At 43.4% G+C, this 14,403-nt stretch carries 14 protein-coding genes; 7 read left to right on the plus strand and 7 right to left on the minus strand.

Features of this window, described 5'->3' with window-relative positions:
* Both ACMXYS_RS01250 and ACMXYS_RS01255 read right to left on the minus strand, forming a co-directional pair.
* A complete protein-coding gene (locus ACMXYS_RS01250) occupies positions 1-264 on the minus strand; it encodes a PepSY domain-containing protein (RefSeq protein WP_415883179.1) in 264 nt (87 codons plus the stop codon).
* 294 nt (positions 265-558) lie between these two features.
* On the minus strand, positions 559-804 hold the full coding sequence (locus ACMXYS_RS01255; RefSeq protein WP_415883180.1) for a hypothetical protein: 246 nt from the start codon (positions 802-804) through the stop codon (positions 559-561).
* A gap of 230 nt (positions 805-1,034) precedes the next feature.
* Here ACMXYS_RS01255 and ilvD point away from each other — a divergent pair, with 230 nt between their 5' ends.
* Both ilvD and ACMXYS_RS01265 read left to right on the plus strand, forming a co-directional pair.
* Positions 1,035-2,867, plus strand: a complete 1,833-nt coding sequence (gene ilvD / locus ACMXYS_RS01260) for a dihydroxy-acid dehydratase (RefSeq protein WP_415897364.1) — start codon at positions 1,035-1,037, stop codon at positions 2,865-2,867.
* 243 nt (positions 2,868-3,110) lie between these two features.
* Positions 3,111-4,439, plus strand: a complete 1,329-nt coding sequence (locus ACMXYS_RS01265; RefSeq protein ID WP_415897365.1) for an O-antigen ligase family protein — start codon at positions 3,111-3,113, stop codon at positions 4,437-4,439.
* Here the strand turns inward: ACMXYS_RS01265 and ACMXYS_RS01270 are convergent.
* Positions 4,426-5,100 carry a glycosyltransferase family 32 protein gene (locus ACMXYS_RS01270; RefSeq protein ID WP_415897366.1) on the minus strand — a complete coding sequence of 225 codons (675 nt, stop codon included), beginning with the start codon at positions 5,098-5,100 and terminating at the stop codon, positions 4,426-4,428. The two genes, ACMXYS_RS01265 and ACMXYS_RS01270, sit on opposite strands and share 14 nt — an antisense overlap.
* A gap of 90 nt (positions 5,101-5,190) precedes the next feature.
* Here ACMXYS_RS01270 and ACMXYS_RS01275 point away from each other — a divergent pair, with 90 nt between their 5' ends.
* Positions 5,191-5,931, plus strand: a complete 741-nt coding sequence (locus ACMXYS_RS01275) for a glycosyltransferase family 25 protein (RefSeq protein ID WP_415897367.1) — start codon at positions 5,191-5,193, stop codon at positions 5,929-5,931.
* 34 nt (positions 5,932-5,965) lie between these two features.
* On the opposite strand, the gene ACMXYS_RS01280 is transcribed toward ACMXYS_RS01275, so the two are convergent.
* Genes ACMXYS_RS01280 through nfsA form a run of 3 tightly spaced genes read right to left on the minus strand, consistent with a single transcriptional unit; the run spans position 5,966 to position 8,746 of the window.
* A complete protein-coding gene (locus tag ACMXYS_RS01280; protein WP_415897368.1) occupies positions 5,966-6,709 on the minus strand; it encodes a sulfite exporter TauE/SafE family protein in 744 nt (247 codons plus the stop codon).
* An 11-nt stretch (positions 6,710-6,720) separates the two neighbouring features.
* Positions 6,721-7,953: an EAL and HDOD domain-containing protein gene (locus ACMXYS_RS01285; RefSeq protein ID WP_415897369.1), complete on the minus strand. Its 1,233-nt coding sequence runs from the start codon at positions 7,951-7,953 to the stop codon at positions 6,721-6,723.
* 55 nt (positions 7,954-8,008) lie between these two features.
* Positions 8,009-8,746: an oxygen-insensitive NADPH nitroreductase gene (gene nfsA / locus ACMXYS_RS01290; RefSeq protein ID WP_415897370.1), complete on the minus strand. Its 738-nt coding sequence runs from the start codon at positions 8,744-8,746 to the stop codon at positions 8,009-8,011.
* Between the two features lie 174 nt (positions 8,747-8,920).
* Here nfsA and ACMXYS_RS01295 point away from each other — a divergent pair, with 174 nt between their 5' ends.
* From ACMXYS_RS01295 to ACMXYS_RS01310, 4 genes are read left to right on the plus strand one after another with little or no spacing between them, the layout of a single operon-like run.
* Positions 8,921-9,604, plus strand: coding sequence for a TIGR04282 family arsenosugar biosynthesis glycosyltransferase (locus tag ACMXYS_RS01295; RefSeq protein WP_415897371.1), 684 nt, complete (start codon positions 8,921-8,923; stop codon positions 9,602-9,604).
* A 17-nt stretch (positions 9,605-9,621) separates the two neighbouring features.
* Positions 9,622-10,533: a radical SAM protein gene (locus ACMXYS_RS01300; RefSeq protein WP_415893145.1), complete on the plus strand. Its 912-nt coding sequence runs from the start codon at positions 9,622-9,624 to the stop codon at positions 10,531-10,533.
* 9 nt (positions 10,534-10,542) lie between these two features.
* Positions 10,543-11,391, plus strand: coding sequence for an MTAP family purine nucleoside phosphorylase (locus tag ACMXYS_RS01305; RefSeq protein ID WP_415897372.1), 849 nt, complete (start codon positions 10,543-10,545; stop codon positions 11,389-11,391).
* Complete coding sequence (locus ACMXYS_RS01310) at positions 11,384-12,088, plus strand: hypothetical protein (protein ID WP_415897373.1); 705 nt, start codon at positions 11,384-11,386, stop codon at positions 12,086-12,088. The genes ACMXYS_RS01305 and ACMXYS_RS01310 overlap by 8 nt, the downstream gene beginning before the upstream one ends.
* On the opposite strand, the gene lpdA is transcribed toward ACMXYS_RS01310, so the two are convergent.
* Positions 12,079-14,214 (minus strand): dihydrolipoyl dehydrogenase, encoded by a 2,136-nt coding sequence (lpdA, locus tag ACMXYS_RS01315; protein WP_415897374.1) that lies wholly within the window; start codon positions 14,212-14,214, stop codon positions 12,079-12,081. The genes ACMXYS_RS01310 and lpdA overlap by 10 nt on opposite strands.
* Positions 14,215-14,403 lie beyond the last annotated feature (189 nt).

The following is a 14,403-nucleotide window of genomic DNA, read 5'->3' on the forward strand; positions in this document are numbered from 1 at the left end:
TTATTTGGGGGTAATCACGGCGCCGCTTTTGGCGTCAATCAAGATATCTTTAACATGACCCTCTTTAACGAGGCGTATTTTAAAAACGGCACGTCCTTTAAATTCAGTAGTCTCTGTTTTTATTACTTCACCACCGCTTGCTTCAATCGCGGCGGTCATGGCTTGTTTGAGTGTTAATGGCGAATCGTCTGCCATTGCCACTGGTGCTAAGCCAGTCATTAGGCTTAGTAACAATACAGCATATCGAATCTGCTGCTTGAGCATGTGGGAAAACCTCATTGGTGCAGGTCACTATTCAGATTACACAAACAATAGAATATTAAGCCTTAGTATCTGACTCTCGGAAGAATGCAGAATGGGCCGTTTTTTCGTTAATTTCTAAGTATCCCGTACTATGGAATGGATAGTAAATAGTTCGTGTGACCAGATAAATTACTTATATAAAGAATTTATAGCCTAGCTTACGGGCGTGAAACTGTATCGAGTGTGAATGGTATTCTGTGAGGAGGGCCTCCCCACAGAAGTTTCCCAGAGAGAAATCGAGATACTGGGAGTAGATCAGTCTTTCTTTTGTTTTTCTTTTAATTGTCTAACCGAAAGAATGACAAAGCGAACGTTGTAAGCCATACCGATCGCAAGCGCAATCGCAGCAGTAACAATAAATATTTGGCCTAGGGAAGGGATTTTGAAAAACCACCCCACCCACAAGCAGATAATGCTGATGATGGCGATCGGAACGCCTGATTTGATGAAGAGTTGCATCCACTTGTCAGAGCGAATCTCTTTTTTATCTAAGTTGGACATGATTAACCTCTAACACAACTAAGCTGCCAAGATTAGAGTGCGGGCTTCGACTCTGCAAGGGCTGGAACATGCATAATTTTAATCTATTGGTCGGATTAGCCTCGTGCATTTGGTAACGCATTTCGTGGTATATGCTGTTGCGAACAAAGCAATATTGGAACGACGGTTTTCGCAACGGTTCTGTTATACTCGATAGCTAAGCAAAATTATTACAAACAAGGGTCATTGAAATGCCACAATATCGCTCAAAGACATCGACGGCAGGTCGTAATATGGCGGGTGCACGTGCTTTATGGCGTGCAACAGGTATGAAGGATGAGGATTTCCACAAGCCAATTATTGCTGTGGCAAACTCATTTACTCAGTTTGTTCCAGGTCACGTGCATCTGAAAGACATGGGACAGCTAGTAGCTCGCGAAATTGAAAAGGCGGGTGGTGTTGCTAAAGAATTCAATACTATCGCAGTCGATGATGGTATCGCGATGGGTCATGACGGCATGCTTTACTCTCTGCCATCGCGTGACATTATCGCTGACTCTGTTGAGTACATGGTAAATGCACACTGTGCAGATGCGATTGTTTGTATCTCTAACTGTGACAAAATCACACCGGGCATGTTGATGGCGTCTATGCGTCTGAATATCCCAGTAATCTTCGTTACTGGCGGCCCAATGGAAGCGGGTAAAACTAAACTAGCTGAGCATAAGCTAGATCTAGTTGACGCGATGGTACTTGCAGCAGATCCAAATGCATCTGACGAAGAAGTTGATGCAGTAGAGCGTTCTGCGTGTCCTACTTGTGGCTCTTGTTCTGGTATGTTCACAGCGAACTCTATGAACTGCTTGGCAGAGGCTCTAGGCCTTGCACTTCCTGGTAACGGTACTGTAGTTGCAACTCACGCTGATCGTGAAAACTTGTTCCTAGAAGCAGGTCGTACGATTGTAGATTTGGCTAAACGCTACTACGAGCAGGACGATGAATCAGTTCTACCTCGCTCTGTAGGTTTTAAAGCGTTTGAAAACTGCATCACGCTTGATATCGCTATGGGCGGATCAACAAATACGATCCTTCACTTGTTGGCTATCGCTCAGGAAGCTGAGATCGATTTCACCATGGATGATATTGATCGTTTATCCCGTGTAGTGCCTCAGCTATGTAAAGTGGCGCCAAATACTCCTGATTACCACATTGAAGATGTTCACCGTGCTGGTGGCATTATGGGGATTTTGGGTGAGCTTGATCGTGCCGGTAAGCTACACACAGACGTTCCAACGGTTCATGCTCCGACAATGAAAGATGCACTGGATAAGTGGGATATCATGCGTAACCCAACTCCTGAAGTATTGGAGTTTTATCGTGCTGGTCCTGCGGGCATCCCAACTCAGACAGCATTTAGCCAATCTACTCGCTGGCCAACACTAGATGGTGACCGTGAGAATGGTTGTATCCGTTCATTAGAGAATGCGTTCTCTTTGGAAGGTGGTCTTGCTGTATTGAAAGGTAACATCGCGCTAGACGGCTGTGTGGTTAAATCTGCTGGTGTAGATGAGTCTATCCTTGTATTCGAAGGCCCTGCACACATTACAGAATCTCAAGATGAAGCGGTTCAGAATATTCTTGATGATAAAGTAGTAGCGGGCGAAGTTGTTATCGTACGTTACGAAGGCCCTAAAGGCGGCCCGGGTATGCAAGAGATGCTTTACCCAACGTCGTACATCAAGTCTAAAGGTCTAGGTAAAGCCTGTGCATTGCTGACTGATGGTCGTTTCTCTGGTGGTACTTCTGGTTTGTCGATAGGCCACGTTTCTCCAGAAGCTGCAGCAGGTGGTGCAATCGGTCTAGTTCGTAACGGCGATATTATCCGTATCGATATCCCTAACCGAACAATCGATGTATTGCTTTCTGATGAAGAGTTAGCAGAACGCCGTGCAGAGCAGGATAAGCTAGGCTGGAAGCCAGTTGAGCCTCGTCCACGCAAGGTTTCTGCAGCACTAAAAGCATTCGGTATGCTGGCAACATCTGCAGATAAAGGTGCTGTTCGAGATCTGTCTAAGTTAGATTAATCATATAAGAGTTTTTCTTGCACTGAAGAACCCCGCTTAATGCGGGGTTCTTTATTAATATGAGTAATATAGTCATAGGTCAGAACAGGAGGTTTTTATTAGTGATTTGATTCTGAAATAGTCTTAGGTCCTGATATCATATGAGCGATAAAATAATAAGCTAGAAATATTGTTGGTGTATGGAGTTGGTGATAAAAGTTACCTGTTCATATACATGACTAAAAGCCTTGGTAAGTGTTAGAAATGATAAGCGACAATTTAGTCAGAATTTTTGAATCTAAAAAATTTATCCTCCTTATGGTGATAAGCGCGTGTATTTATGCGGCATTTAAAGATTCATGGAAATTGTTTGCAGATATTTTTCAGTCTCTGATGATCTTGGGGTCATTGGCAGCGGTAGTTATACATTGGTCTTTTTTTAAACATGAGAAGATATTGTGGCTGATTCCTTTCGCTATAATTCTTCAATTAAGTAGTTGGTATTATTGTTTAAACTACTACCCAGAGCTTGCAACTAGCTCACCAAAGGTTGGAAACCTGCTCGAGTTCTTTGTGTTTTTCTTTGTGGCATTTTGGTTGAGGGGACGGCAGGAGTATATTTGGGCTCTGCTGATATCATTTGCCTTAGGATCAATCTTTACTCTTTACTTGAATGGCTCTTTAGTCGCTGATATTTTGGCCGGACTTTCTGGGAAACGGATCGATTTCGATTATAGGAATGCACAGCACGGGGCATTGATTTTAGGTGGTTCTATTTTGGCTATGCTGTGTTACAGCCACTTCCTATTGACTAAATCAACAAGTAATAAGTTTCTGTTGGCCGGTTTGTTTTTGTTGATTCCTTCTCTTTTTATACTTCTTGCAATTACACAGACGCGACAAGCAATCATCGCTGTGGCATTAGCAATGATGTGCGCGATTCTTTTCGGAGTGATCTCGCATAAAAAAACGCTCTTTATGAAAATTTCTATGTTAGGGGGGTTTTGTCTTTTTGCTGTTTTAGTGGGTAGTACTGATGTTATTTATAATAGATTGAATGCAGAGTTTTCTATTATTACTGATTATTTGTTAACAGGAAAATTCTCGGATGCTCCGCTTACTAGTATGGGAATTAGGCTACAATTGTGGTTCGAATCAGTGACTTGGATAGGTAAAAGCCCATTTATAGGCCTAGGGAATGGGGTAGAGGCTTATCTCATAGAAGAATCGTCTAGATTGCCACAATCTAAATGGTTTAAGAGATTTCAGCATGTTCATAGCTCATATATTGCAACTTTGCTACGTTTTGGAATGTTAGGACTGTTCCTGTGCTTACTGATCTTGGTATTGCCAATAAAAGATTTATTTAGATCCAAAGTAAATGGTAGCAGTGTTCAATCAGTGAAGTACCTAGCAATCATGTTTCTAGTATATTGGCTGGTGGTTAATATCTTTGAATCTTATTGGTTTATGAAATCTGGCTTATGGACTTTTACAGTCATTATGGCTGCGATTTTTTCTATACCGCTGTCTGAACGCTATGGTCAATATTTATCTACCTTAAAAGGGGATAAAGAATCTACTTCCGTCTGAATAAAGGTTTCTGGTACTCGTATATTTTTCCAAGCAACCCTTTATGTTTAGATTTCAAAAATGGGATGTTGTGACTCTTCCAAGTATGTTGGTACCAATGTATTAAATGAGCCGATTTGGGGTGAGAGAATTCGATATCCTGACCTTGGTAGGAGAAAAAGTAATCTTGGCTCAAAACTTTAATGTCGGGCTCCTCCCTATATGGGGCTAGTATGGTAGTCATAATATCGGGCCCCATAAAAAGAGCTGAAGACATTATTTCATTTTGGTAGAAGTGGAGCAGTTGACTTAATACTTTGTGTGATTCTGTCGCGAAAATAGAAGCAGTCCCTACTAAACTATCATTTTCTAATCCTACACAAAAATTGCAGTCCTCAAATAACTCAAAAGGGTCTCGAACTATAGTTACATCAGTATCCAAATATAGCCCTCCGAAATCATGTAAGATACGGATTCTTAAGTAATCACTTACGAATGCAAAAAGCCCTCGTTTGTAACACTCTTTCGCAAACTCGCACTCGTTAATCCATTCAATGACTTGCTCTGAGGAATCAGTCCATAGCTTTACCTCATAACCTTGCTTCTTCCAGTCGTTCACACAAGCGTGTGACAGAGGGGGCATTGTTTTGCCTAGCCAAATTGCATGGATTGATTTGTTCATTGGTGCCTAAGTACGTTAAAACAGTATGTAGGGTAGGGGCATCATGTTAAACTACCCTTCCAATTAAGTCAGCTGTTACCACTAGAGATCATGGATATATTCATTATTAGCTTGCCAGAAGCTTCAGAGCGACGTGAGCGAATTACAAACATACTCAATGATGTGGAACTAAAATATGAGATCTTTGAAGCGATTAATGGTCATAAGGGATTGCCTGCTGAACTAGTCAATTTACCTGATGACAACTTTCGTAAAGTTTTCAAAAGTAGGCCTCTTTCTAATGGGGAGAGAGGTTGCTATGCAAGCCATTATCTACTCTGGAAAAAGTGTGTTGAGCTAAATAAACCAATTGTTATCTTAGAGGATGACGCTATCCCTTTGGAAGGCTTCAAAGAGGCTTTGCAAGAGATAGAGATGCTTCATGAAAAATATGGGTACATACGGTTAGAAGCTCAATTTGGTAATCATTCTCTTGTTGAATCAATCAACGATAGCTTAGATCTCGTTTATTGGAATTGTAATGATATGCGAACAGGGGGATATTCTATATCACCAGAGGGGGCCAAGGCTTTTCTAGCAGCAAGTGCTAGATGGTGTTACTCCGTTGACTATTTTATTGGTAGTTCCTATTTGCATAAGGTCCCTGCCTTAGGTGTTTTGCCGCCTGTTGTCTCATCTCCTAATGATTTGGGGACTTATATTCAATTAGATGCCAAAACTAAAGTGGGTTTGTTATATAAGATCACCCGCGAGAGTTATAGGTTCTATCGCTTCTGCAGGATGGCTCTTTGGAATGTGAAATCGCGAAAGCTCTTTAGGTCGGTTAGATAAATTACTGTGAGATTTGCATAACGAATTACTATCTTTATATAAACTGTTGAGAGGCTTGCCAAAGTAGCCTCATGGCCAATAGTGTTATAACCGTTTTAAAAATCACTTTGAACTGCTTTTCTGGAATGCGGTTGAGCATTTTAAGTCCAAGCCAAGTGCCTAACATCCCACCTAAAATCATCAGTAAGATTAACGGCAGCCATTGCCAGAAAGCAAAACCTACAAAAGAAAATACAAATATCTTCAGCAGGTGCTGCATGCTCATACAGGTGGCGAAATTAGCCGTGCTGCTGTGCTTATCGTAATTTTGTCGGTGCACTAAACCTGCTACAAGAGGGCCGGTCGCACCGACAAATATGGATGCGAAGGTTGTACCTGCGCCAGCTACGACGAGGCCGTTTTTGCTCATCTGATGAGCGCCTAATTTTGGGCCCCAGACTAGAAAAAGAATAAATAGGGCAACGGAAATTTGGATAAACGTCAGAGGTAGTTGCACAACGATTAGTGAGGCGAGGGCTGAGCCAATTAGCGCGCCGATACTAAAGCTAATCACCATCTCCCAGTCGATATGCTGTCGAGTAACAATCGCACGATTGCCATTGGAGCCTAGCTGAACAAGGCCGTGAACCGGTATCAGTGCTGAAGCCGGTAGAAAAGAGGCAAGAATTACTAAGAGTAGGACACCGCCACCAATCCCCATAGCGGCGGTAATAAATGAAGTTCCTGCTGCCGCAAAAATTAGCAGCAGGGTGAGTTCGATATTCTCAAGAATCGGCACACATGAGCCTGTTATTTATCACTTAAAGATTGCATTACTTGCTGTGACCAGCTCAGGCTATGGCGATAAGCGGCTTCATAGAAATGTTGATCAAGTAGTAGATCTAAATCCTGAAAATCGCCACGTTCGTAATGACAAACCTGATCAAGAATTTGCCCTAGCTGGCCCTCGTTGGATAGTAGGGCTGCTTTGACATCTGTTTGGAGTGGAATTTGCTCAAGCAGTTCCGGCATCTCCATATCCAGAAGTACATCTAATTTAGAGAATAGACCTGTAATAAAGTTGTTGATGGGTTGATCACGTCCAAGCATCTCGGCAAGTAGTTCACACATACGCCCACGGACTAGCATGCTGCGAGTTAGTTCTTCGGGCTTTTCTTGAGTGTCAGTGACTAGGAATAGGCTAACCCATTTACGAATTTGCTCGAAGCCTAAAAGGCTGATTGCATGCGATAAGGACTCGATCTCTCGCTGGATGCTAAAAGCTGCGGAGTTTACAACGCGTAAGATTCGGTAGGTTAATAGAGGATCATTAACAACTAATTGCTCAACAGACTGCGCTGTAGCGGTAGGGCTTTGAAGTTCTACCATCATTTGTAAAAGAAGAACCTTACTGCTGCCTAGTTTTTTCCCTTTTACTGGTTCTGGTTTACTTAAAAAATAACCTTGGAAAAGGGCAAAGCCCAACTCATGGCATTTACGGAATTCATTTTGAGACTCGACTTTGTCAGCTAAAAGTTCCAGATGGTAAGGGCGAAGATCTTTTACGGTCTGAGGGAGTTGGTCGACACCTGTTTTTTGTATATCTATCTTTAAAATGTGAACTAAATTTAACAGAGGTTCATATTTTGGGTGAGGTCGATAGTCAGACAAGGCAAGGCGGTAACCTTGTTGATTTAGCTCTTGGACTCGCTGAACAAATTCAGGGCTTATTTTTGAATGTCCTAAAATTTCGATGATAAAGCTTTCCTTTGGTAAGTCTGGAAAGTTATCTGCCATCAATGTTTTATCAGTAAGTTTGATATAGCAAGGAAGTGACCTGACTTCCCCTTCTTCGCAGATGCTTGCGTAAGTGTTGAGGATAACGGAAGAAGTTGCCAGATGATCGTTGATTGTATTAGGAGCTTGTTCATCATCATTACGATATAACAGCAAATACGCGACCACGTCCTGACTTTTATTGAACACAGGCTGTCGTGCTAGAAGTAGATCTAGAGATTCGCCTGTTTCAATTGATCCCGTCATGTTTTACTCCTATTGATTAGCTCGAGATAGTACTGATTATAACCTTTTCCAAGGTTTACTTCTGTAAAAAGCCACGCTGTTGTAGGAAAGAAAGCATATGTGGACGCGCCTCTTTTTGCAGCATTCCAGAGATTTGTTCGCTCCAAGTCATATCCTTTTGACCGCCAGTACGACTCTTATAATACGCTTGAACATCTTGGTCGTATGCGGCAATAAGCTCTTGATCTTGGCTGTCATCGTATCGGTCATGTTTCAGCACGACATCCAATGGTAAACGAGGTTTAACTTCAGGGTCTTGATCAGGGTCACCAATGCACATGCCAAATACAGGGTAGACCAGTTCTGGTAAGTTTAATGCGTCAGATACTAGCTCAATCTTATTACGCAAACCGCCAATATAAACCACGCCCAGATTTTCGGATTCTGCTGCAATGGCAACATTTTGCGCAAATAAGCCGCAATCGACTGTGGCAGTAATAAATTGTTCTGTAAATCCAGATAGCATTTCCGCATCGTGCATATCGCAACTTAGTTGATGGCGTTTCATATCTGCACAGAAGACTAGGAAGGTCGGCGCCTCTGTTACATAAGTTTGATTACCGGCCCATTCCGCTAGTGAAGCTCGCTTGTCTGGATCATTAACTTGGATAACCGTGCAAGCCTGAATAAAACTTGACGTTGCAGCTGCTTGGCCTGCTTGAACAAAACGGTTGATCTGCTCTTGGCTAACCGGTTTATCAGTGAACTTTCGGATAGAACGATGTGCGTTAAGAAGTTGGATTACCTGATTCATAGCAGCCCTTCGATAAAAAATTTATGCTTGAGTTGTATCACAGCCTTGGTTTTAGCAGAAGGGTGGTAGCAGATTAACTTTTGCTATAAGTGGGAATATGTTTTCCTTGAACTATCGCGTTAAGCTTAGGTCTATCAATCAGTTAGGGAATTTAATTAAAGGTTACTCCTGTATATGAGCAAAGCTTTTACGCTATTAATCTTTTGTAAGCAGCCTCGTATTGGGCAGGGTAAACAACGCATAGCGGCCTCATTAGGTGCTGAAACAACGTTTGAGATTGCCAAAGCTTTGTTGCAGTGTGCACTCGAGGATGCACAAGCTTGGTCAGGTAGGGTTGTTCTGTCTCCCGCGTCTGTTGATGAGGTTGAGTGGGCAGAGGGATTACTGGACGGTGAGCACGTTCAGGTAGTTCCACAGCCATCGGGTAATCTTGGCGAAAGGATCAATACAGTTGATCAACGTTTGAGAGAGCAAGGTCATCAAAACATAGTGACTATCGGAACTGATGCACCGATTTTAACCTTGGACCTTCTTCAGCAGGTTTGCCATAAGATGGCTGATTATGATGTTGTTTGCAGTAAGGCCGATGACGGAGGCGTCACCGTGATGGCTTCAGGGGTTGCATGGCCGAATATTGAAACACTGCCTTGGAGTACTGAGCGTTTGGCTCAAGGACTCGAAGAGTTTTGTTTAGATGCAGGGCTGTCAGTGGGCTATATCGAACCGACTTATGATATTGATCTTGAAGCAGATCTGGTGCGATTGATCGAGGATCTCAAATCGGATCGGCGGCCTGCAAGAAAAGCATTACTGCAGTTGATAACGCCTATAGTGAATAACAGGATGGTTACAAGTTAGGAATAAACAGGTCATTTATGCAGCGTATCCATACGGAAAATTGGTATAAAACCCCGCAAGGTGAGACACGGGGATATATCGACCCTTTTACTTTACGTGAATTATGGTTTCACACTGGTACTGCATGCAATTTGCAGTGTCCTTTTTGTTTAGAAGGCTCAGCCCCAGGTGATAAACGTTTGGAACTGGTTAAGTTTGAGGATGTGAAGCCTTACATCGATGAAGCTCTGGAGCTTGGTGTTGAACAATTTTCATTTACCGGAGGTGAGCCATTTCTCGCTAAACAGCTGATCAAAATATTGGCGTACGCCTCCCAGTTTAAACCCTGCCTTGTGTTAACCAATGGTACGGAAGCCATCCAAAAACGGATGGCAGAAGTTGCGACATTAAACGAGTCGAACTACCCCGTGAGTTTTCGGGTAAGCCTAGATAAGCCTACAGCAGCAGAACATGATGCGGGGCGCGGTGAGGGTAATTTTGTTAGCGCCCTTAACGGCCTAAAGCAGCTATATGATTTAGGGTTTCATATATCTGTCGCTCGGCATATGGATAAAGAGGAAGATAAAGCGTCGGTTGATGATGCATTTAAAGCACTCTTTGTTGAATACGGTTTGCCGCGCGATCTTAATTTGGTCGCATTCCCTGACTTTGCCACACCGGGGAGTCTTCCTCAGGTGCCTCAGGTAACTACAGCATGTATGACCACTTACCAAACGGAAGAGAGCCGTAAAGATTTTATGTGCGCTTTTAGCAAAATGGTGGTGAAGAAAAATGGTCAGATGCGAGTCTATGCTTGTACGCTGGTGGATGATGACGAAGAGTACGATTTGGGCGGTAGCTTAAGAGAAAGTTTAGAGCACCGAGTAAGCATGAAGCATCATCGCTGTTATAGCTGTTTTGCTTACGGTGCGTCTTGTAGTGAAGGATAAGGAGCGAGTGTGTTAGGAATCATTGGTGGTACAGGTATATATCAGTTAGAAGGGCTAGAGGTTACGGGGGAGCATGAGATAGAGACACCTTTCGGTTCCCCTTCGGCCCCTATTCTGCAAGGTCGGATGGGTGAAAGGGATCTGTTTTTCCTACCCCGTCATGGCCGTGGTCATGAGTTACTGCCCTCGGAAGTAAATTATCGTGCAAATATCTGGGCCTTAAAGAAGCTTGGGGTTACGCAGGTAATCGGTTTATCCGCTGTCGGCAGTCTGCAAGAAGAGATAAAACCAGGCGATCTATCGCTGCCAGATCAGTACTTTGATTTTGTAAAAGGTAATCGCAAGAAGAGCTTTTTTGGTAACGGTTTAGCAGCCCATGTTTCCACTGCCGAGCCAACCTCTAAACCTCTTGCTGATGCGCTTGAAAAAGCGGGTGAATCGGTAGGTATTTCCCTGTATCGAAATAAAACTTATGGTTGTGTTGATGGGCCGCGATTAGGTACTAGAGCCGAAAGTTTCTTCTTACGAGGCGCTGCGGGTTGTGACTTAGTTGGGATGACCAATGTGCCAGAGGTGTTTTTAGCAAAAGAAGCGCAGATCAGTTATTGCACTATTGCTATAGCGACCGATTATGATTGCTGGATGGATGATCCTGCGCATCATGTGAGTGTGGAGCAGGTGATTGCCCGTTATGGTGCAAGTTTAGAAAAAGCAAAGGCAGTCCTTACCGCCTTTATTAACAGCCCAGAAGAAGCGTTCGATTGCGCTAGTCGTAGCAGTTTGGCATCTGCTGTATTAACGCCGCGCGACAGCTTGAACCAATCCCAGAAAGAGCTGTTGGAACTGTTGAGTGCCTAAGCCTTTCCTCTCCGTCATTATTCCTGTGGGGCCTACTGAAGCAGAGGTCCCGCAGGGATTGTTGCACGACTTACAACACCTCCCTGACGGCGCTGAGTTGATTTTTGTTGTTTGTAAGCAAGCTCAGCTTGCCTTGGCTCAGAGTTGCACTTCCTTATCAAATTACTCGGTAAAATGGTTTTGCACCAAGCCTGGTCGAGCCATACAGATGAACCGCGGAGCAAAAGAGGCTGGGGGACAGTATCTTTGGTTTCTCCACTTAGATAGTCGATTCGAAAGCGGTTTAGTATCCAGCTTATTGGATAATTTAAAACGTTATCCTGAACGTCTGCATTATTGTTTACTGACTTTTATTGCTGATGGGCCCTCTAGGATGCCTATCAATGCGCTTGGTGCGAACCTTCGGTCTCGAATTTTGGCAGTGCCCTTTGGCGATCAGGGCTTTTTAATCTCAAAGTCCTTATTTGAACAGGTAGGAGGCTACCCAGAGGCTGTCGCTTATGGTGAAGATCACTTGTTCGTTTGGTATGCGCGTCAGCAGGGCATAAAACTGAAATGCTGTTCAGTTCCTTTATCTACTAGTGCGCGCAAATATGAAGATAAAGGCTGGTTTAAAATCACCTGCCTTTATCAAAGGTTATGGTTAAAACAGGCCTGGCCTGAGTTTATCAAATTAGTAAAACAGCGTTACTTTTGACCACGTTCCCAACGGTGAAATTTTGCTACCCAGTCCAGTAGTTTTTGCGGAGAGTTTGCCCGTTTCCATTCACCAGCCGCGTACTTGTTAGCCTCGCTCATGGTTGGGTAAATATGAATAGTGCCTAAGATTTTGTTAAAGCCTAAGCCATGCTTCATGGCGGTGACAAATTCGGTGATAAGTTCGCCCGCGTGCGGTCCCACGATGGTAGCCCCAAGAATTTTATCTTTGCCCGGCACCGTTAGTACCTTAACCTTACCGTGATTGTCACTGTCTGCTATTGCTCTATCTAATTCTTCAAGATCAAAGCAGGTGACTTCGTAAGCGATATTCTGTTCTTTAGCTTCTAACTCGTTCAAACCCACACGTGCGACTTCTGGATCGGTGAAAGTTGCTGCGGGAATGACCGAGTAGTCGACCTTAAACTTTTTGAAACGACCGAACAGAGCATTCACCGCTGCATACCAGGCTTGATGGGCAGCGGCGTGAGTGAACTGGTATGGACCTGCTACATCACCACAAGCGTAGATATTCGGGTATTTTGTTTGTAAGTAGTCGTTTACTTCTAGAGTTCCGTCAGCTTTGGTTTGTATGTCTAAATTTTCTAAGCCAAACCCATTCACATTAGCTTGTCGCCCAGTCGCTACCAAAAGCTGATCAAATGGAATCTCCTCCATCTGGCCTTTATGTTCGCAAACAAGGTACTTGCTTCCCTCTCGTTCAACAAACTCCAACATTTTTCGATTGCCTAATACATTGATACCTTCCTGATCAAAGCGCTGACTAACCCAGTCAGAGATGTCTTTGTCCTCTTTAGGCATAATGTGATCGCCACGTAAAACGATGCTCACTTCAGAACCAAAGCGGGCAAAGCATTGACTTAATTCGCAGCCTATTGGGCCGCCGCCGAGTACTAACAGGCGTTTCGGTAATTCGCGTATCTGCCACAGATTATCTGAAGTCAGTGGCTGCATGGCTTCTATGTTTTTGATTGCAGGGATGCGTGGTCTAGCGCCTGTAGCAATGACAATATTCTTGGTAGTAATGATCTCTCCGTTTACGACCACTTCATAGGGGTTAAGAATGGTTGCGCTGCCGGTCACGCAATCGACGCCCAATCCTGTATAACGTTCAATCGAGTCATGAGGTTCAACTTGTTCAACGACTTTGGATACTCGCTCCATAACATCAGCGAAATTGAACTTCACCTCGCTGTGTTCAATGCCATATTCCTGGCTACGTTTGCTATCTGCTACAAAGCGAGCGGAACGAATCAGAGCTTTTGAGGGTACACAGCCGGTATTGAGACAGTCGCCTCCCATCTTATGCTTTTCGACCAAACTGACTTTGGCTTTTACTGCTGCTGCAATGTAAGAGGTGACTAGTCCAGCAGAACCTGCTCCTATAACAACGATATTAGTGTCGAATGTAGAGGGCTTTTGAATACCGGCATAGACCTGTTTCGCTTTAAGTAGATCGATCACTTTCTTGGCAATCAGTGGGAATAAACCTAATAAAGTAAATGACAGTAGGATCCCTGGAGACAAAATGCCTGAGAGCGATTCTAACTGACCTAGTTGTGTACCTGCGTTTACATAAACGGCAGTCCCCGCCAGCATGCCTACCTGACTTACCCAATAGAATGTCCAAGTTTTGATTGGGGTTAGGCCCATACCTAGATTGATCATAAAGAAGGGGAAGATCGGCACTAATCTCAAGGTAAAGAGGTAGAAAGCACCTTCTTTCTCCATGCCCGCATTGAAAGACTGTAGTTGCTTGCCAAAGCGGTTTTGAATGCTTTCCCGAAATAGAAAGCGGGAACAGAGAAAAGCTAAAGTTGCGCCGATGGTGCTGGCGAAAGATATGATGAGTAAGCCGGTAACGAGTCCAAATAGTGCACCGCCAATCAGCGTCATAATGGCAGCACCGGGTAAAGACAGTCCTGTAACGAGCACATACAGTCCAAAAAAGATCGCTACTGTCTTGATTGGATTCTCAGCGTAATACTGTTCGAAGCTTGCTTGGTTGCTTTTGATAAAGTCCAAATTTAAGTATTGGGCCAGATCAAATATAAAGAAGGCCGCAATTGCACTTAAGATAACGAGGAGTAGAGGTAGCTTTTTCATCAATAATATCTACTTAAATTCAGAAGCTTCTAGGACAGAGATAAAATAGGAAAGTTTCAATTTACCTATGTATCTTAGGAGTAAATCAATGATATGAATAAATCAGCTTATGTTAAACTGCGCTGAAATCTGTTGTTTAAATTGTAGAAAAGGCTTTATGCCTTTTGAGCCTAAACGGTAGCGTATTGA

The sequence above is a fragment of the Neptuniibacter sp. QD57_21 genome, from assembly GCF_047778075.1.
Lineage (GTDB): Bacteria > Pseudomonadota > Gammaproteobacteria > Pseudomonadales > Balneatricaceae > Neptuniibacter.

Coding starts and splice junctions, on each gene's coding strand:
- ACMXYS_RS01270 (WP_415897366.1), bottom strand. CDS start 5,100: ATGAACAAATCAATCCATGCAATTTGGCTAGGCAAAACAATGCCCCCT.
- ACMXYS_RS01250 (WP_415883179.1), bottom strand. CDS start 264: ATGCTCAAGCAGCAGATTCGATATGCTGTATTGTTACTAAGCCTAATG.
- ACMXYS_RS01255 (WP_415883180.1), bottom strand. CDS start 804: ATGTCCAACTTAGATAAAAAAGAGATTCGCTCTGACAAGTGGATGCAA.
- ilvD (WP_415897364.1), top strand. CDS start 1,035: ATGCCACAATATCGCTCAAAGACATCGACGGCAGGTCGTAATATGGCG.
- lpdA (WP_415897374.1), bottom strand. CDS start 14,214: ATGAAAAAGCTACCTCTACTCCTCGTTATCTTAAGTGCAATTGCGGCC.
- ACMXYS_RS01265 (WP_415897365.1), top strand. CDS start 3,111: ATGATAAGCGACAATTTAGTCAGAATTTTTGAATCTAAAAAATTTATC.
- ACMXYS_RS01295 (WP_415897371.1), top strand. CDS start 8,921: ATGAGCAAAGCTTTTACGCTATTAATCTTTTGTAAGCAGCCTCGTATT.
- ACMXYS_RS01275 (WP_415897367.1), top strand. CDS start 5,191: ATGGATATATTCATTATTAGCTTGCCAGAAGCTTCAGAGCGACGTGAG.
- ACMXYS_RS01300 (WP_415893145.1), top strand. CDS start 9,622: ATGCAGCGTATCCATACGGAAAATTGGTATAAAACCCCGCAAGGTGAG.
- ACMXYS_RS01285 (WP_415897369.1), bottom strand. CDS start 7,953: ATGACGGGATCAATTGAAACAGGCGAATCTCTAGATCTACTTCTAGCA.
- nfsA (WP_415897370.1), bottom strand. CDS start 8,746: ATGAATCAGGTAATCCAACTTCTTAACGCACATCGTTCTATCCGAAAG.